This window comes from Azospirillum thermophilum, from assembly GCF_003130795.1.
Classification (GTDB): Bacteria; Pseudomonadota; Alphaproteobacteria; order Azospirillales; family Azospirillaceae; genus Azospirillum; species Azospirillum thermophilum.
The window spans coordinates 1,682,394-1,700,342 of sequence record NZ_CP029353.1 but is presented as its reverse complement, the minus strand read 5'-3'; the positions used below and the strand labels follow the sequence as shown (position 1 = coordinate 1,700,342).

Here is a 17,949-nt window from a genome sequence, read left to right as displayed (position 1 = left end):
ACAGGGCAGGGTGGAATTCAACGGTGAAAATCACAAGCGCAGCGGCAAATAGCGCGATGCGTGCGTATAAATCGCCGCCTTGCCTCCCGGCGTCCGTATCGGCGACTGTTGGTGCGGGAAGCAAAACAAGACCGCCGAAGGGGGGAATGTCATGACCGAGCCTGCCGCACAGCCGGCCCAGCAGCCTGCGATGTCCAGGGAGGAGCTGGAGGCGCTGATCCGCGAGGGGGTGCCGCTGGTCGGCAGCTTCGGGATCGTCATCGACAGCCTGGGGGCCGGGAGCATCCGCTTGCGGCTCCCCTACAAGGACGACTTCGTGCGGCCGGGCGGGACGGTCACCGGACCGGCCATGTTCGGGTTGGCCGACGTGGCGCTCTATGGTGCGGTGCTCAGCCTGATCGGGCGGGTGGAACTGGCCGTCACCACCAGCATGACCATCAATTTCCTGCGCCGCCCGCCGCCCGTCGCCATCCTGGCCGAGGCGCGCATCCTGAAGCTGGGCAAGCGGCTGGCCTATGGCGAGGTGCTGATCTTCTCCGAAGGCGATCCGGAGCCGGTGGCCCACGCCACCGGGACCTACTCGATTCCCCCGCACGATCCGGTGGCAGTGATGGTATCCGGATACCAGGGGTCGGAGGCAGGCTGAAAAGTCCTTTGATATCAAGGCCTCTGCCTTCGCGGTATAATGATACCGTATTCGCAATCCTCTGATATTGAACGAGAATTTTTGCCGTTGACAGCGTGCCGGTTTGCCCCTAGAAAACCGGCCGCTTCGGCGCCTCCGGATTCGGCGGTCCGCCGATCTGTGATTCTCTCAACGAGTGTGGCGATGAAGACCTTCAATCTGAAGCCGTCCGATATCGAGAAGAAGTGGTACGTCGTCGACGCCGACGGCCTCGTTCTCGGCCGGCTCGCCAGCATCCTGGCGAACATCCTGCGCGGTAAGAACAAGCCGACCTTCACCCCGCACATGGATTGCGGCGACAACGTCGTCGTGATCAACGCGGAGAAGGTCAAGCTGACCGGCAACAAGCGCAACGCCGACTTCTTCTACTGGCATACCGGCTATCCGGGCGGCATCAAGGGCCGTTCGAAGGGCCAGATCCTCGACGGCAAGTACCCGGAGCGGGTCATCGAGAAGGCCGTGGAGCGCATGATCCCGCGCGGGCCGCTCGGCCGCAAGCAGATGTCGAACCTGCGGGTCTACAAGGGTACCGCCCACCCGCACGAGGCTCAGCAGCCGGTCGCGCTGGATGTCGGCGCGATGAACCCGAAGAACAAGCGGAGCGCGTAATCCAATGGCTCAGGTCACCACCACCCTCTCCGGCCTGAAGGACCTCACCGGCACGGTCGCCGCGGTCGCCTCCGAAGAGCTGGCCCAGCCGAAGCTGGACGCCCAGGGCCGCGCCTATGCCACCGGCAAGCGCAAGGACGCCGTCGCCCGCGTGTGGATCAAGCCGGGCACCGGCAAGATCACCGTCAACGGCCGCGACCAGGAAGTCTACTTCGCCCGCCCGGTGCTGCGCATGATGATCGCCCAGCCGTTCGGCATCACCGACCGCGCCGGCCAGTTCGACGTCACCGTCACGGTGACCGGTGGCGGCCTGTCGGGCCAGGCCGGTGCCGTCCGTCACGGCATCTCCAAGGCGCTGACCTACTTCGAGCCGGGCCTGCGCCCGCCGCTGAAGGCTGCCGGCTTCCTGACCCGCGACGCCCGCGTCGTCGAGCGTAAGAAGTACGGCCGCGCCAAGGCCCGCCGCAGCTTCCAGTTCTCGAAGCGCTAAGCCCTACACGGCCCCGCATCGATACGGTACAAGCGAGGGGCGTCCCGCAGGGGCGCCCCTTTCTTTTGCCCGCTGTCCCGTCTTCGTCTGTCTGCAAGGGTTTCGATCCACCGGCACCAGCCAATCGGCTCCGTCCAAGAAGGAACAAGGTCAGATGGCCACCAACGGCTCTTCGATTCGCGTCGGCATCCTGGGTGCCTCCGGTTACACGGGGGCGGAACTGGTGCGCATGCTGCTGCGCCACCCGAACGTCGAGATCGCGGCCCTGACCGCCGAGCGACAGGCCGGCAAGCCGATGGCCGAGGTCTTCCCCCATCTCGGCGGCTATGGCCTGCCCGATCTGGTGAAGATCGACGAGGTGAAGTGGGACGGGCTGGACTTCGTCTTCTGCGCGCTGCCGCACGGCACCACGCAGGAGGTGGTTTCCGGTCTGCCGAAGACCCTGAAGGTGGTGGATCTCTCCGCCGACTTCCGGCTGACCGACCCGGCCGAATACGCAACCTGGTACGGTCATGAGCACCGGGCGGTCGATCTGCAGAAGGAGGTCGCCTACGGCCTGACCGAGTTCAACCGGCAGGGCGTGCGCAAGGCCCGCGTGGTCGCCAACCCCGGCTGCTACCCCACCTGCTCGCTGCTGCCGCTCATGCCGCTGCTGATGGATGGTCTGATCGAGCCCGGCGGCATCGTCATCGACGCCAAGTCGGGCGTGTCGGGCGCCGGCCGCGACGCCAAGCAGGCCAACCTGTTCTGCGAGGTGTCGGAGGGCTTCAACGCCTATGGCGTCGGCCACCACCGCCACATGCCGGAGATCGAGCAGGAACTGCGGCTGGCCGCCGGCCGGCCGGTCACCGTCTCCTTCACGCCGCACCTCGTCCCGATGAACCGGGGGATGATGGCGACGATCTATGTCCGCATGGCCGAGGGCGTGACCGCGGACGAGCTGCGCGCGACGCTCGCCAGGCGCTACGCCGACGAACCCTTCGTCGGGGTCACCCCGGCGGGTGTGGTGCCGGCGACGCGGCACGTCCGGGCCTCCAACCACGCGCTGATGGGAGTGGTCGCCGACCGCACGCCGCGCGGCGCCATCATCGTGTCGGTGATCGACAATCTGGTGAAGGGCGCCTCCGGACAGGCCATCCAGAACATGAACGTCATGATGGGGCTCGACGAGACGAGCGGCATCAACCAGGCGCCGCTGTTCCCGTAAGCCACCGGCGCCCCGGGCCGGGAACCACCCCGGCCCGATTCGCGTCTATCCTGCTGCCGTCCCGGCCCTCGAAGGGCCGCACTGTCGAAAGGAGCGTGCGATGACCGGCCTGATCCGTGCCTTCCAGGGCGTGGTGCCGACCATCGACCCGGCCGCCTTCATCGCGGAGACCGCCGTCGTCATCGGCGACGTGGTGATCGGGCCGGAGACGGGGATCTGGTACGGCTGCACCGTGCGGGGCGACGTCAACGAGATCCGCATCGGCGCACGCACCAACATCCAGGACGGCACGGTCATCCATGTCGCCAAGGACGGGCAGGGCACCTACATCGGCGACGACGTCACCGTCGGCCACATGGCGCTGCTGCACGCCTGCACGTTGGAGAGCGGTTGCTTCATCGGGATGAAGGCCTGCGTCATGGATGGCGCCCATGTCGAGTCGGGGGCGATGGTCGCCGCCGGCGCCCTGGTTACCCCGGGAAAGCGGGTTGGCAGCGGTTGGCTGTGGGCGGGCAGTCCGGCCCGGCCGATTCGGGAACTGACGGAAAAGGACGTGGCGTTTTTCCCCGTCTCTGCGCGGCGTTACGCCGAACTCGCTGGAATCTATCGCGATTCCTGTGGCGCAGATGTCGCATAGGGACAGGAAAAGCACGGTTGGGGCCAATACGGTGATGTGTCGGCGCACCAATCAATACTAAATGTCCCGGCGGGTGCTGATCCGCATGCACGCGCTCGGATGCATGGCTTGAATGGTTTGCCCTCCGAAGGCAATGTCGGAGGGAAGGGTTCCTGTAAGGGAGTGATCCAAATGAAGACTATTGTTCGCGCTGGTCTGGCCCTCGTGCCGGCAGCCGTTATTGCGTTCGGTCTGTCGTCGGCCGCCAATGCCCAGAGCGCCGGCACCGGTGAGTGGTGCAACCCGGTCATCGGCTGGGGCAACACCCCGGTCCGTACGGCTTCGGGCGGCTACGCCATCCACCAGGGCAGCTTCCCGTGCCCGGCCACCGCTGCCGCTCCGGCCGCGGTTGCCGCGCCGAAGGCCCAGACCGAGTACCTGGTGTTCTTCGACTGGGACAAGTCGAACATCACCCCGGCCGCTGACCGCGTGATCTCCGACGCCGTCACCGCGATCGGCAAGGGTGCCAACACCCGGATCCACGTCGTCGGCCACACCGACACCTCGGGCTCGCCGGCCTACAACCAGAAGCTCTCGGTCCGTCGCGCCGAGGCGGTGAAGAAGGCGCTGGTGTCGAAGGGCATCGCCGCCGCCAACATCACCACCGAGGGCAAGGGCGAGACCCAGCTCCTCGTCCAGACCGGCCCGAACGTCCGCGAGCCGTCGAACCGTCGTGCGCAGATCCTGCCGCGCGGCGTGAACGCTCCGTCGTCCTAAGACGCCGCGTCGCATGGCCTCGTGCCGCCGTCCCGTCAGCCATGGCGGGACGGCGGCCGCAGCCGGGCACAAGAAACGACCGCAGCCGGGGTACAAGCCCTCCGGCTGCGGTCGTTTTGTTTTCGGATAAGCCCGTGCCGGGATGAGCGGGCCGGGCGCCGGCGTCAGCGCTGCGCCGCCGGGTCGGGAACCGGTTCGCCGGCGACCAGCGACAGCGGAACCACCCCGGCCCACACCGGCAACCCCATATCCTCCGGATCATCCGAGGGCGGGCCGGACCGGACCTTGGCCGACGCTTCGGCGATCGGGAAGGCCAGCACGGCCGTCGCCTTCAACTCCTGAGCGTTGGCCGGACGGGCGCGCGCGGAGCGGCCGGGCTCGATCTTGTCGACCAGCGCGTCGAGCGCCGCGCGCTTCTCCCGCTCCTCCGACACCAGCCGAGGCCGGCCGAACAGCACCACCGAGCGGTAATTGACCGAGTGGTGGAAGGCGGAGCGCGCCAGCACCCAGCCGTCGATCAGCGTCACCGTCACGCAGGACTCGCCGCCGTCCTGCAGCCGGCGAATCATCCGGCTGGAGGAGGCGCCGTGGATCAGCAACTCGTTCCCGACGCGCCACGGCACGGTCGGGATCACCACGGGGGTGGTGCCGTCGAGGAAGCCGATGTGGCAGACCGGCGCCTCGTCGATGATGGCGTGGATGGCGGCGGCGTCGTACTGGCCGCGCTCGTGCATGCGTACGGTGCGGGTGCGGGGTGTGGGGGCGAGGCGGGTGCCGGACGTCTCTGTCGTCATGGGTCTGCATGTCTGTGGGCGGTTGCGATGCCGCAGCTTGGCCGGCAAAGTGGTTCCTGAGAAAGGTCCGCATTGGGCTTTCCGACAGGTCCAATTCGAACGGCGCGGGAGGGCGTGCGCATGGGACGGAAGGCGAAGCCGGTGCTTGCCGGCCTGGGCCCTCTCGCGCTCGACCGGGAGGGGGCGGAGCCGCTCCACCGCCAGCTTTATCTTGCCCTGCGGCAGGCCGTGGTCGACGGCCGGCTGCGCCCGGGCGACCGCATGCCGCCGACCCGCGCGCTGGCCCGGGACAGGGGCCTGTCGCGCAACACCGTGGTGACGGCCTACGAGACGCTGTTCGCCGAAGGCTACATCACCGGCAAGGCGGGGGCCGGCACCTTCGTCGCCGCATCCCTGCCGGACACGCCGCCCGACGGCGCGGTGCCGCGGCGCGGCAGCCGGCGGGACATCGGCCTGTCGGCGCGTGGCGCCCTGCTGACCCGCTCCCTGCCGTTGCGGCGGGACAGTCCGGACCGTCCCTTCGGCTTGGGATCGCCCGACCGGCGGGCCTTCCCCTTCGCGCTATGGGGCCAGCTTCTGGCGCGAAGCTGGCGGACCGGCGGGCGGACCCTGGCGGTCGAGGCCGAATCGATGGGATATCTCCCGCTGCGGGCGGCGGTGGCCGACTATCTGCGCGCGGTCCGCGCGGTCCGCTGCGAGGCGGAGCAGGTGATGATCGTGTCCGGCGCGCAGCAGGGGCTCGCCGTCACGGTGCAGCTTCTTCTCGATCCGGGGGAGACGGTGTGGGTGGAGGATCCCGGCTGGCCCGGCACGCGCGCCGCGCTGGAAGGGGCCGGCGCCGGCCTCGTCCCGGTGCCGGTCGACGCGGAAGGGCTGGTAGTGGCGGAAGGCGCCCGGCGCGGCCCCGGCGCCCGGCTGGTGCTGGTCACCCCGTCGCACCAGTTTCCGCTCGGCGTGACGATGAGCCTGCGCCGCCGGCTGGAGCTGCTGGACTGGGCCGCGGCCAACGACGCCTGGATCGTCGAGGATGATTACGACAGCGAGTTCCGCTACGCCGGGCCGCCGCTCGCCGCCTTGCAAGGCCTCGACGGGGCAGGGCGGGTGATCTATGTCGGCAGCTTCAGCAAGGTGATGTTTCCCGGCCTGCGGCTCGGATACGTGGTGCTGCCGCCCGATCTGGTCGAGCCGGTCGCGGCGGCGCGGCGGCACTTCGACGGCGGCACCAGCATCGTGCCGCAGCCGGCTCTGCACCGCTTCCTGGCGGAAGGGTATTTCGCCTCGCACCTGCGGGCGATGCGCACGCTCTACGCCGGCCGCCGCGCGGCCATGCTCGACGCTCTGGGGCGGGATCTGGGCGGCGTCGCCGTTCCGGAACCGGGAGAGGCCGGACTGCATGTCACGGTCCGCCTGCCGCCGGACCTGCCGGATCGGGACCTGTCCGCAAGGGCGCAGCGGCAGGGACTGCTCTGTCCGCCGCTGTCGGCCTATGGTCTGGAGGATCGGACGCTGAACGGCCTCGTCCTCGGCTTCGCCTCCCACCGGGAGGAGACGCTGGCGGCGGCCGTCCGCGACCTTGCTGGGCTGGCGGGGGCGTGACGCCACACCCCCGCCGAACCGGCGAGCCTCAGCTGATGTGGACGCGGGCGTAGGAGCCCGGGGCGTCCTCGATCACCGGCAGGGCGCCGCTGCCCGGCACGCGGGCCGGGACCTTGCCCTCGGCGAACTTGGAGACCCACTTGTTCCACTCCGGCCACCAGGAGCCGGGGGTCTGCTTGGCGGTCGGCAGCCACTCGTCCGGGGTCTTCGCCAGCTTGTCGGTGGTCCAGTAGCAGTACTTCTCGGCCGCCGGCGGGTTGACGACGCCGGCGATGTGGCCGGAGGCCGCCAGCACGAACTTCACCGGTCCGCCCAGCAGCTTGGCACCGGCGAAGGTGCTCTTCCACGGCGCGATGTGGTCCTCGCGCGCCGACAGGAACATGGTCGGCGTCTTGATCCGGCCGAGGTCGACCGGCACGCCGCCCAGCGTGATCCCGCCCGGCTTCGCCAGCAGGTTCTTCTGGTACATGTTGCGCAGGTAGAAGCTGTGCATCGCCGCGGGCATGCGGGTCGAATCGCTGTTCCAGTACAGCAGGTCGAACGGGAACGGATCCTTGCCCAGCAGGTAGTTGTTCACGACGAACGACCAGATCAGGTCGTTGGCGCGCAGCATGTTGAAGGTGGTCGCCATCTTCGAGCCGTCGAGATAGCCGTGTTCGGCCATCTGGCTCTCGATGTAGGAGAGCTGCTCCTCGTCGATGAAGACCGACAGCTCGCCCGCTTCCGTGAAGTCCAGCATGGTGGTGAAGAAGGTGACCGACTTGATCCGGTCGTCGTTCTTGGCCGCCATGTAGGACAGGGTGGAGGCGGTCAGCGTGCCGCCCAGGCAATAGCCGATGGCGTTGACCTCGCGCTCGCCGGTCGCCTTCTCGATGGCGTCCAGCGCGGCCAGCGGACCCTCGAACATGTAGTCTTCGAAGGTCTTGGCGGCCAGCTTCTCGTCGGGATTGACCCAGGAGATGACGAAGACCGTGTGGCCCTGGTCCACCGACCACTTGATGAAGCTGTTCTTCTCGCGCAGGTCGAGGATGTAGTACTTGTTGATCCAGGGCGGCACGATCAGCAGCGGCCGCTTGTTCACCTCCGCCGTGGTCGGGGTGTACTGGATCAGCTGCATCAGGTCGTTCTGGTAGACGATCTTGCCCGGCGTCACCGCGACGTTGCGGCCGACCTCGAAGGCGTCATAGTCGGTCATGGAGATGCGCAGCTCGCCCTTGCCGCGCTCCAGGTCCTTCAGCAGGTGCTCCAGGCCCTTGACCAGGTTCTCGCCGCCGGTCTCGATCGTCGTGCGCAGCACCTCCGGGTTCGTCATGACGAAGTTGGAGGGCGCCATCGCGTCGACGAACTGGCGGGTGTAGAAGTCCACCTTCTTGGCGGTGTGGTCGTCCAGCCCTTCCACCTGGTTGACGGTGGACTGCATCCAGCGGGCCGACAGCAGGTAGGACTGCTTGATGAAGTCGAACAGCGTGTTCTCGTCCCACGCCGAATCCTTGAAGCGCCGGTCCTCCTTGGACGGGGTGATCACCGGCTGGGTGTCCTGCCCAGGAAGCGCTGGGTGGTGCGCTGCCACAGGGTGAGGTAGTCCTGCCAGAGCGACATCTGCGCCTGCATCAGCTTGGCCGGGTCGGCCATCATGCGCGTCGTCATCTCGAGGAAGGCATGCCCCACGCCCATCGGGTCCGGGTTCCTCTGGCCGACGCCGTCCGCGGTCTGGCGCGTCAGGAACTCAGAGACGAGGCGCTGGCTCTGTTCCGCGATGCGGGTCATCGCGCGCGACATTTCGACCGGATCGGGGAGCTTCACGTCGGGGGCCTGGTTCTCGGCCATTGGCACGGTCCTTCTTGTAAGTCGAAATCGGCGTTGGGCGCGTTTTGCGCTTCTTGGGGGGCAAGGGGACGGTTATACAGGGCAACGGTGGTGCAAGGGGTCCTGCGCTTGTGGGCGGTCGGTCAAACCTGAACAGTCGGTGGAACCTGTTGCTCCGGCATATGCAAGACGCTGCCGCCCCTCATACACCGCAGCCATGAAGATTTCATTTCACAGCCCGCAGCACAAGCGCGGCGACGCGGTACAGGACGGAGATCATACAATGCGGAAGCGTACAGGGGGTCGTTGTGACGCCGGGGGATTGCATCGTCTTGCATCCGCTGCCGTTTTCCTGCCGCTTGCCCTGTGCGCCTGCAGCGACCGCGCGCTGGATACCGGGCTTCTCGGCTCGGTGACGGGGGAGCCGTCGCCGGTCAGCGACAATCCGTCGCCCATCCGTGCCATGAGCGGGACCAACCCCGACTACCCGACGCTGGGCACCGTCCCGCCGCGGCCGACCGACATCTCGACCGAGGCGCAGCGCCAGACCCAGATGGACAGGCTGGCCCGCGACCGCTCCGTCGGCCAGAAGTACCATTCGGAGGCGCTCTCCCAGCCCGTGCCGGAGACGCTGCCGACCCCGATTCCGGTGCCGCCCGTGCCCAACCTGACGCCGGGCAGGCGCTGACTTCCCGGCCGTCCGACCGGGGAGCGGGCGGCCCATCCGCGCAACACCCGATCCTGCGGGGGCGGTATTGCGAAATTTGCCTCGCATCGGCGGGGTCGCGGCGGTAGAACGTGTGTCCCGGTCCGCTGGCGTTTCGTGGTTTCTGGCGTGGCCGGAACGGATCCGGAGCCTCCATGTCGAACACTGAATTCCATCGCATCAAGCGTCTGCCGCCCTACGTCTTCGCCGAAGTCAACGCGATGAAGGCGCGAGCTCGCGCCGCCGGCGAGGACATCATCGACCTCGGCATGGGCAACCCCGACCAGCCCACCCCGCCGCACATCGTCGAGAAGCTGGTCGAGGCCGTGCGCGATCCGAAGACGCACCGCTACTCGAACTCCCGCGGCATCCCGGGTCTTCGCAAGGCGCATGCGGCCTACTACAAGCGCCGCTTCAACGTCACCATCGACCCCGAGACGGAGTGCATCGTCACCATCGGGTCGAAGGAGGGCCTCGCCAACCTCGCCCAGGCGATCACCAGCCCGGGCGACATCATCCTGGTGCCCAACCCCAGCTATCCGATCCACCCGTTCGGTTTCATCCTGGCCGGCGCCTCGGTCCGGCACCTGCCGGTCGGGCAGGCCAACGGCACCTCCACCGACATCGACAGCTTCATGAACATGCTGGAGCGCGCCGTGCGCCACAGCGTGCCGAAGCCGCTGGCGCTGGTGCTGAACTATCCGTCGAACCCGACGGCGGAGGTGGTGGGCCTCGACTTCTACCGCCCGATCGTGGAGTTCTGCCGCAAGCACGGCATCTACATCCTGTCCGACCTCGCCTATGCCGAGGTGTTCTTCGAGGGCGAGCCGCCTCCGTCGATCCTGGAGATCCCGGAGGCCCGCGAGGTGGCGGTCGAGTTCACCTCGATGTCGAAGACCTACTCGATGGCGGGCTGGCGCATCGGCTTCGCCACCGGCAACAAGACCCTGATCACCGCGCTGGCCCGCATCAAGTCCTACCTGGACTACGGCGCCTTCACGCCGATCCAGGTCGCCGCCGCCGCCGCGCTGAACGGCCCGCAGGAGTGCGTGGAGCAGGTGCGCGCCATGTACAAGCAGCGCCGCGACGTGATGATCGAGGGGCTGGCCGCCGCCGGCTGGGAGGTGCCGAGCCCGGCCGCCTCCATGTTCGCCTGGGCGCCGATCCCGCCGCAGTTCGCCCACCTGGGCTCGCTGGAGTTCTCCAAGCTGCTGCTGCAGGAGGCCAAGGTCGCCGTGGCGCCGGGCATCGGCTTCGGCGAGTACGGCGACGGCCATGTCCGTCTGGCGCTGGTGGAGAACGTCCACCGCATCCGCCAGGCCACCCGCAACATCAAGGAGTTCTTCCGCTCCAACGCGGCCGGCGCCGCGGCGAGCAAGGACCCCGAGGCGCGTGCCGCCCTTCTCGAGCCGGTGAAAGCGAAATGACGTCGTCCCTGAAAATCGCGGTCGCCGGTCTCGGTACGGTCGGTGCCGGCGTCCTGAAACTCCTGGAGCAGCAGGGCGATCTGATCGCCGAGCGTTGCGGCCGGCGGATCGAGGTGGTGGCGGTCAGCGCCCGCTCGAAGGGCAAGGACCGCGGCGTCGATCTCTCCAGGGTCGCCTGGTACGACGACCCGGTGAAGCTCGCCGCCCATCCCGACGCCGACGTGGTGGTGGAACTGATCGGCGGTTCCGAAGGGCCGGCGCGCGACACCGTCAACACGGCGCTGGAGCTGGGGCGGCACGTCGTCACCGCCAACAAGGCGCTGCTGGCCCATCATGGGACGGAGATCGCGACCCTCGCCGAATCCCGTGGCCTGACCGTCGCCTTCGAGGCGGCGGTCGCCGGCGGCATCCCGATCATCAAGGGGCTGCGCGAAGGTCTGGCGGCCAACCGGGTGACCGAGATCCACGGCATCCTCAACGGCACCTGCAACTACATCCTGACGGAAATGCGGACGACCGGCCGCGACTTCGCGGACGTTCTGGCCGACGCCCAGGCGCTGGGCTATGCCGAGGCCGACCCCAGCTTCGACATCGACGGCGTCGATGCGGCGCACAAGCTGGCCGTGCTGACCTCCGTCGCCTTCGGCACGCCGGTCAACTTCGCCGGCGTCCATGTCGAGGGCATCCGCCACGTCTCGGCCGTCGATTTCGACTATGCCGACGCGCTGGGCTACCGCATCAAGCTGCTGGGCATCGCGCGCCGCACCGACCAGGGCATCGAGCAGCGCGTGCATCCCTGCATGGTGCCGAAGGGCGCTCCGATCGCCGCGGTCGACGGCGTGTTCAACGCCGTCGTCGCCCAGGGCGACTTCGTCGACCGGGTTCTGTTCGTCGGCCGCGGCGCCGGGGCGGGGCCCACCGCGTCGGCCGTCGTCGCCGACCTGATCGACGTCGCCCGCGGCCGGTCCACCCCCACCTTCGGGGTGCCGGCCAGCCGCCTGTCCGCGGCCGCGCCGTCGCCGATGGAGGCGCGGCGGGGGCTTACTACGTCCGCCTGATGGTGGTGGACCGGCCCGGTGTGATAGCCGACATCGCAGCCGCCATGCGCGATCAGAACGTTTCCATGGAGCAGTTCCTGCAGCGCGGCCGCTCGCCGGGCGAGGCCGTCCCGGTGGTGCTCACCACCCACGAGACGACCGAGGCCGCCATGCAGAAGGCGCTGAAGACGATCGGCGAACAGCAGACGGTGGTCGAGCCGCCGCGCATGATCCGCATCGAACAGTTCTGACAGACCTTACAGATCAAACCAACACGACCGAAGAGTCGGGGGGAGTATTACCATGTCTGCTCATGTCGACCTGTCCAATATGGACCGGAACCTGGCGCTGGAAGCCGTCCGCGTGACCGAGGCCGCCGCCCTGTCGGCCTCGCTGCTGATGGGGCGCGGCGACGAGAAGCTCGCCGACCAGGCCGCCGTCGACGCCATGCGCCAGGCTCTCAACACGCTGTACATCGACGGCACCGTCGTGATCGGCGAGGGTGAGCGCGACGAGGCGCCGATGCTCTACATCGGCGAGAAGGTCGGCGCCGGCATCGGCAAGGGTCCGAAGGTCGACATCGCGCTCGACCCGCTGGAGGGCACCACCATCACCGCCAAGGGCGGCCCGAACGCCCTGGCCGTCGTCGCCATGGCGGAGGAGGGCGGCTTCCTCAACGCCCCCGACGTCTACATGGACAAGATCGCCGTCGGCGCCGGCCTGCCGGACGGCATCGTCGACCTCGACGAGACCCCGGCCAACAACCTGAAGGCGCTGGCCAAGGCCAAGGGCTCCGAGGTGTCGGAGCTGCTGGTCTGCATCCTCGACCGTCCCCGCCATGCCGAGCTGATCGCCCGCGTCCGCGAGGCCGGCGCGCGCATCATGCTGATCTCCGACGGCGACGTGTCGGGCGTGATCGCCACCAGCCAGCCGGGCACCGGCGTGGACATGTATGTCGGCTCCGGCGGGGCGCCGGAAGGCGTGCTGGCCGCCGCCGCCCTGCGCTGCATCGGCGGCCAGTTCCAGGGCCGCCTGCTGTTCCGCAACGACGACGAGAAGGCCCGCGCCGCCAAGTGGGGCGTGACCGACCTCAACAAGAAGTACAGCCTGACCGAGCTGGCGAAGGGCGACGTGATGTTCGCCGCCACCGGCGTGACCGACGGCGCCATGCTGCGCGGCGTCCGCCGCCTCGCCGGCGGTGCGGTGACCCACTCGGTCATCATGCGCTCGAAGTCGGGCACCGTCCGCTACATCGAAGCGCACCACAACTTCACCCGCAAGAAGAGCGTGAAGTAAGCGTCTCCGGTCTCCGGACACGGAAAAGGGGGCTTGCGGGACGACCGCAAGCCCCCCTTCTTTTTTGGGGCGGAGGCTTCTACAGCCCCTTGCGCCGCCGGCCTTCCGCGTCGGCGGCCTTCATGGCGGCCAGCACGCGGCGGGGGGTGACCTCGTAGGGCTCGTTGTGGATGGTCTCGCCCTCGGCGCAGGCGCGCTCGGCGGCCAGCAGCAGCCGCTCGTCGCTCACCGTGGCGAGGCCGATGTCGGCCAGCGTGGTCGGCAGCCCGACCGACCGGCAGAAGCCGTAGACCTCGTCCAGCACCGCCGCCGGGCGGCCGGTCAGCACCAGCATGGTCAGCGTGCCGAAGGCGACCTTCTCGCCGTGCCAGTAATGGTGCGTCTCCTCCAGCGCCGTCAGGCCGTTGTGGACGGCATGGGCGGCGGCCAGCCCGCCGCTCTCGAAGCCCAGTCCGCTCAGCAGCGTGTTGGCCTCGACGATGCGCTCCAGGGCCGGCGTGACGACCTTCTGCTCGCAGGCCGACTTGGCGAGCACGCCGTATTCCAGCAGCGTGTCGTAGCAGAGCCGCGCCAGGCTGAAGGCGGTCATCGGGCCCATGCGGCCGGTCATGTTGCCGCCGCGCTTGATCCGGCAATCCTCCGCCTCGAACCAGGTCGACAGGGCGTCGCCCATGCCGGAGACGAGGAAGCGGACCGGCGCCTGCGCCACCACGCCGGTGTCGACAAGGACGAGATCCGGGTTGCGCGGCAGGACCAGATAGCGCTTGAAGGCGCCGTCGGCGGTGTAGATCACCGACAGGGCGCTGCACGGCGCATCGGTGGAGGCCAGGGTCGGGACGATGGCGGTGCGGGCGTTCAGCTCATGCGCGACGGCCTTGGCGGTGTCCAGCGCCTTGCCGCCGCCGACGCCGGCGACGACCTCCGCCCCCTGCGCGCGGGCAAGGGCGGTCAGCCGCGCGATCTCCTCGTCGGAGCATTCGCCGCCGAATTCCTGGACGTCGAGGTCGAGACGGCCGGCGGCGGCATCCACCAGACGGCCGCGCAGGGTCTTCAGAACGAACGGGTCGACGACGGCCAGCGCCTTCCTGCCCAGCCGGGCCAGATCCTCGCCCAGATTGTCGAGGGCGCCTTCGCCCTGGACGTAGCGGGCCGGGAAAATCGCGGTGGTGATCATGGGTTTCCTCCTCCGCGTCATGGTCCGGGCAGTGGATCAAATCACCCGCATGCACGCATTGATGTGTCTCAAGCTGCGGCGCACCATGGGCGGCAAGGGGCCGTCCGCGCATGGGCGCCCCCCGCAGCGGAGCATGGCCGGGCGCGTCCGTCATCTGCTATGGCTTCGGCCTTCCCCGTCCCGTGGCTGCCCGAGCGTCCATGACCGACACCGCTCCCGCCTTCCTGAACATCACCCGATCGCTGTCCGGCAAGCGCTGGCAGGCCCGGCCCTATGACGAGCGGATGGCCTGGGCGCTGGCGCAGGGGCGCGGCCTGCCCGAGATCGTCGGGCGTGTGCTGGCCGCCCGCGGCGTGACGGAGGAAGCCTGCGACGACTTCCTCGATCCCAAGCTGAAGGCGCTGCTGCCCGACCCGTCGCGCTTCAAGGACATGGACAAGGCCGCCGCCCGCATCGCCGCCGCCATCCTGGAGGGGGAGCCGGTCGCGGTCTTCGGCGACTACGACGTGGACGGCGCCACCTCGGCCGCGGTCCTGCGCCGTTTCTTCCGGGCGGCCGGCGCCGATCTCCGCGTCTATGTGCCCGACCGCGTGAAGGAGGGCTACGGCCCCAACGGTCCGGCCCTGCTGCGGCTGAAGGCCGAGGGCGTGCGGCTGGTGGTGACGGTCGATTGCGGCATCTCCGCCTTCGCGGCGCTGGAGACGGCGGCCGGGGCCGGGCTCGACGTCGTGGTGCTCGACCATCATGCGGCGGAGCCACGGCTGCCGCCCGCCGTGGCGCTGGTCAACCCCAACCGGCTGGACGAGGACGGCGCCTACCGCACGCTCTGCGCCGCCGGGGTGACCTTCCTAGCGGTGGTCGCGATCAACCGGGCGCTGCGGCAGGCCGGCTATTACCGCGAGCGGCCCGAACCGAACCTGATGGAGTGGCTGGACCTCGTGGCGCTGGGCACGGTGTGCGACGTCGTCCCGCTGACCGGGCTGAACCGCGCGCTGGTGGCGCAGGGGCTGAAGGTGATGGCCCGGCGTTGCAATCCCGGCCTCGCCGCCCTGGCGGACGTCGCCGGGGTGAAGGACAAGCCCGATGCCTATCACGCCGGCTACGTGCTGGGACCACGGGTGAATGCCGGCGGGCGGGTGGGGGCCTCCGACCTCGGCGCCCGCCTGCTTTCGACCGACGACCCGCTGGAGGCGATGGACCTCGCCCAGAAGCTCGAAGCCCACAATGCCGAGCGCCGCGCGGTGGAGCAGGGGGTGCTGGACGACGCCATCGCCCGGCTGGAAGCCCTGTCGGACCGCGAGGCCGAGCTGGTCTTCATCGCCGGCGAGGGCTGGCATCCCGGCGTCATCGGCATCGTCGCCAGCCGGCTGAAGGAGCGCTACAGCCGCCCGGCCTGCGTCGTGGCGCTGGAGGAGGGGGCGGACGGCACCGTCGTCGGCAAGGCCTCCGGCCGCTCGGTCCGCGGCGTCGACCTGGGGGCCGCGGTGATCGCGGCGCGGCAGGAGGGGCTGTTGATCGCCGGCGGCGGCCACCGCATGGCGGCGGGCTTCACCGTGGCGGGGGCCAGACTGGGCGAGCTGCGCGAGTTCCTGACCGGCCGCGTGCGCGAGCAGGTGGAGGCCGCGCCGCTGGTGCCGATGCTGCAGCTCGACGGCGCCCTGTCCGTCGGTGCGGCGACCCCGGCGCTGGTCGAGACGCTGGGCAGGCTCGGTCCCTTCGGCACCGGCAACTCGGAGCCGCGCTTCGCCCTGGCCGATGCGCGGGTGGTGCGGGCCGACGTGGTGGGGGCGAATCACGTGCGCTGCTTCCTGCAGGGCAACGACGGGGCGCGGCTGAAGGCCATCGCCTTCCGTGCCCTCGACAGTGCGCTGGGCCAGGCGTTGCTGACCGGCCGCGGCACCCCGTTCCACGTCGCCGGCACCCTGCGCATCGACCGCTGGAACGGCAGCGAGTCCGTCCAGCTGCTGATCGACGACGCCGCGCCGGCCCAGTCGCACTGACCCGGATGCCGCCGAAAAAAGCGCTTGCCTTCCCGCTGCGGCGTCTATAGAAAGCGCTCCACCGCACGACGTCCCCGTCGTCTAGAGGCCTAGGACACCGCCCTTTCACGGCGGCGACACGGGTTCGAATCCCGTCGGGGACGCCACTTCCTCCCGTGCGACCGAATTTGAAAAGGCCCGGCGCTTCGCCGGGCCTTTTCCCTGTCCACGGTGCCGAAGCCGCCTTTCCGCCTCTCGACGAAAGTCATAGCGCCTCCGCACAAGGAGGTGGCATGATGCGCCGCAACATAGCATTCTGCGCGCGCCCGGGACCCCGCCGCGACCGGGGCGGGCAGGAGAGGAAAACGGGATAGAGCGGGACCATGTCCGAAGCGTTCGAGCATCACGAGAAGGCGCACGAGGCGGCCCACGGCCATCATTCCAGCAACCGCCGCATCGGCCTGATGATCGCCATCCTGGCGGCCTTGCTGGCCATCGCCGAGGCCGCGGGCAAGAGTGCCCAGACCGAGGCCCTGAACCGCAACATCGAGGCGGCGAATTTCTGGGCCTTCTTCCAGGCCAAGACCATTCGCATGACCACCATGCGGACCGCCGGGGAGGCCGCGAAGCTGGAGCTGTCGGCCGACCTTCCGCAGGCGCAGCGCGACGCCATCCAGAAGCAGATCGACGTCTGGGCCCAGACCGCCCTGCGGTACGACACCGAGCCGGAGACGCAGGAAGGCCGCAAGGAACTGGCGGCGCGCGCCAAGCAGGCGGAAGCGGTCCGCGACCATTCGCTGGCCGCCTACCATATGTACGAGTACGCCTCCGCCGCCTTCCAGATCGCCATCGTTCTGGCCTCGGCAACCGTCATCACCGGCTTCCTGCCGCTGGCCTGGCTGTCCGGCGCGCTGGGCGTGGCGGGCGTGGCGATCTCGCTGCTCGGCTGGCTGGCCCCGACGGCCCTGCATCTCGGCGGGCACTGAGGGGGGCGGACACTGAGGGGGGCGGGCACCGGCGGAGCCGGGCCGGAAAACGAAAGGGCGGCGGCGGTACCCGCCGCCTTTGCCCTTTGCGCCGACGCTCAGCGCTGGAGCTGGCGCAGGTCCAGCCCGGCCCGGCGAAAGGCCATCTGCACGGCGGCCACCACCTCGGGCGCGACCTCGCCGGTGCCGTAATCGAACCGTATGATCTCCGACCACGGCACGCCGGCCTTGGCTGCCAGTTGCCGGGTCGACCAGCCCAGCCGCAAGCGGGCCGCCTGGCATTGCGCCCCGGTCATCGGCCGCCGACTCCGCTGATAGAGGTTGTGACGCATTACGCGCTCCAACGGGACGTCCTGATGTCGCACGTCCACAGTTCCAAAGCATGGCAAAGGCCGGTCCCGATGTCATGCAACAGATTGTTGCGAAGCAGCGCAGAGCAGAAATGTCCGCTCAGCATTGGTTGTAGTGGCAGCGCTGCCGGTCATGACCAGAACTTCCCGGTTGCGCGGCTGTTGAGGCGGCAGACGCGCACGCGCAGAGGAGCGATCATGACCAACCAAAAGACGGGCGACGAAGGGCGGCGCGTCGTGGTGCCGGCACAGCCGGGCAGTGCCGTGGGGCGGGGCGACGAATCGGTTCCGGGCACCCGGCAGACGGGTGAGGCGCCCTGTCCCGACTGCGGCGGCAGCGGCCGGCTCGGCGGGCAGTCCTGTCCAACCTGCGGCGGCAGCGGCCGCATCACGGCGATCGTCGGCGACGCCTGA

Annotated in this window: 16 protein-coding genes, 1 tRNA gene and 2 pseudogenes; 15 read left to right on the top strand and 4 right to left on the bottom strand. The window is 69.2% G+C overall.

Features of this window, described 5'->3' with window-relative positions; translation table 11 throughout:
• Positions 1-151: 151 nt before the first annotated feature.
• From DEW08_RS14265 to DEW08_RS14240, 6 genes are all read left to right on the top strand, one after another.
• Positions 152-646, top strand: coding sequence for a PaaI family thioesterase (locus tag DEW08_RS14265; protein WP_245986271.1), 495 nt, complete (start codon positions 152-154; stop codon positions 644-646).
• A gap of 183 nt (positions 647-829) precedes the next feature.
• On the top strand, positions 830-1,294 hold the full coding sequence (gene rplM, locus DEW08_RS14260) for a 50S ribosomal protein L13 (protein WP_109328136.1): 465 nt from the start codon (positions 830-832) through the stop codon (positions 1,292-1,294).
• 4 nt (positions 1,295-1,298) lie between these two features.
• On the top strand, positions 1,299-1,784 hold the full coding sequence (gene rpsI, locus DEW08_RS14255; RefSeq protein WP_109328135.1) for a 30S ribosomal protein S9: 486 nt from the start codon (positions 1,299-1,301) through the stop codon (positions 1,782-1,784).
• A gap of 154 nt (positions 1,785-1,938) precedes the next feature.
• Positions 1,939-2,991, top strand: a complete 1,053-nt coding sequence (gene argC, locus DEW08_RS14250) for an N-acetyl-gamma-glutamyl-phosphate reductase (protein WP_109328132.1) — start codon at positions 1,939-1,941, stop codon at positions 2,989-2,991.
• 100 nt (positions 2,992-3,091) lie between these two features.
• Complete coding sequence (locus DEW08_RS14245) at positions 3,092-3,628, top strand: gamma carbonic anhydrase family protein (RefSeq protein ID WP_109328130.1); 537 nt, start codon at positions 3,092-3,094, stop codon at positions 3,626-3,628.
• Between the two features lie 171 nt (positions 3,629-3,799).
• Entirely contained in the window at positions 3,800-4,384 is a 585-nt protein-coding gene (locus DEW08_RS14240) for an OmpA family protein (RefSeq protein ID WP_109328128.1), read from the top strand.
• A 164-nt stretch (positions 4,385-4,548) separates the two neighbouring features.
• Here DEW08_RS14240 and DEW08_RS14235 read toward each other — a convergent pair whose 3' ends face one another.
• On the bottom strand, positions 4,549-5,178 hold the full coding sequence (locus DEW08_RS14235; RefSeq protein ID WP_109328126.1) for a pyridoxamine 5'-phosphate oxidase family protein: 630 nt from the start codon (positions 5,176-5,178) through the stop codon (positions 4,549-4,551).
• A 120-nt stretch (positions 5,179-5,298) separates the two neighbouring features.
• Here DEW08_RS14235 and pdxR point away from each other — a divergent pair, with 120 nt between their 5' ends.
• Positions 5,299-6,774: a MocR-like pyridoxine biosynthesis transcription factor PdxR gene (gene pdxR, locus DEW08_RS14230; protein WP_109328124.1), complete on the top strand. Its 1,476-nt coding sequence runs from the start codon at positions 5,299-5,301 to the stop codon at positions 6,772-6,774.
• Between the two features lie 28 nt (positions 6,775-6,802).
• On the opposite strand, the pseudogene DEW08_RS14225 reads toward pdxR, so the two are convergent.
• Positions 6,803-8,601: pseudogene (locus tag DEW08_RS14225) on the bottom strand (PHA/PHB synthase family protein).
• Between the two features lie 301 nt (positions 8,602-8,902).
• On the opposite strand from DEW08_RS14225, the gene DEW08_RS14220 reads away from it, so the two are divergent.
• The 4 genes and pseudogenes from DEW08_RS14220 (at position 8,903) to glpX (ending at position 13,046) form a co-directional block, all read left to right on the top strand.
• Positions 8,903-9,268: a hypothetical protein gene (locus DEW08_RS14220; RefSeq protein WP_245986270.1), complete on the top strand. Its 366-nt coding sequence runs from the start codon at positions 8,903-8,905 to the stop codon at positions 9,266-9,268.
• 173 nt (positions 9,269-9,441) lie between these two features.
• Positions 9,442-10,713 carry an LL-diaminopimelate aminotransferase gene (locus DEW08_RS14215; protein WP_109328120.1) on the top strand — a complete coding sequence of 424 codons (1,272 nt, stop codon included), beginning with the start codon at positions 9,442-9,444 and terminating at the stop codon, positions 10,711-10,713.
• Positions 10,710-12,001 (top strand): annotated as a pseudogene (locus tag DEW08_RS14210) (homoserine dehydrogenase). The gene DEW08_RS14215 and the pseudogene DEW08_RS14210 overlap by 4 nt, the downstream one beginning before the upstream one ends.
• 79 nt (positions 12,002-12,080) lie before the next feature.
• Positions 12,081-13,046, top strand: a complete 966-nt coding sequence (gene glpX / locus DEW08_RS14205) for a class II fructose-bisphosphatase (protein ID WP_109328118.1) — start codon at positions 12,081-12,083, stop codon at positions 13,044-13,046.
• Positions 13,047-13,125: 79 nt separating this feature from the next.
• On the opposite strand, the gene DEW08_RS14200 is transcribed toward glpX, so the two are convergent.
• On the bottom strand, positions 13,126-14,220 hold the full coding sequence (locus tag DEW08_RS14200; RefSeq protein ID WP_109328116.1) for a glycerol dehydrogenase: 1,095 nt from the start codon (positions 14,218-14,220) through the stop codon (positions 13,126-13,128).
• Between the two features lie 200 nt (positions 14,221-14,420).
• Between DEW08_RS14200 and recJ the strand changes: the two genes are divergently transcribed.
• The 3 genes from recJ (at position 14,421) to DEW08_RS14185 (ending at position 17,185) form a co-directional block, all read left to right on the top strand.
• Complete coding sequence (gene recJ / locus DEW08_RS14195; RefSeq protein ID WP_109328114.1) at positions 14,421-16,220, top strand: single-stranded-DNA-specific exonuclease RecJ; 1,800 nt, start codon at positions 14,421-14,423, stop codon at positions 16,218-16,220.
• 70 nt (positions 16,221-16,290) lie between these two features.
• A tRNA-Glu gene (locus tag DEW08_RS14190) sits at positions 16,291-16,366 on the top strand.
• A 216-nt stretch (positions 16,367-16,582) separates the two neighbouring features.
• Positions 16,583-17,185 (top strand): DUF4337 domain-containing protein, encoded by a 603-nt coding sequence (locus DEW08_RS14185; protein WP_109328112.1) that lies wholly within the window; start codon positions 16,583-16,585, stop codon positions 17,183-17,185.
• 98 nt (positions 17,186-17,283) lie between these two features.
• Here the strand turns inward: DEW08_RS14185 and DEW08_RS14180 are convergent, their stop codons facing one another.
• Positions 17,284-17,481, bottom strand: a complete 198-nt coding sequence (locus DEW08_RS14180; protein ID WP_109328110.1) for a helix-turn-helix domain-containing protein — start codon at positions 17,479-17,481, stop codon at positions 17,284-17,286.
• Positions 17,482-17,733: 252 nt separating this feature from the next.
• Between DEW08_RS14180 and DEW08_RS14175 the strand changes: the two genes are divergently transcribed.
• A complete protein-coding gene (locus DEW08_RS14175; RefSeq protein WP_109328108.1) occupies positions 17,734-17,949 on the top strand; it encodes a hypothetical protein in 216 nt (71 codons plus the stop codon).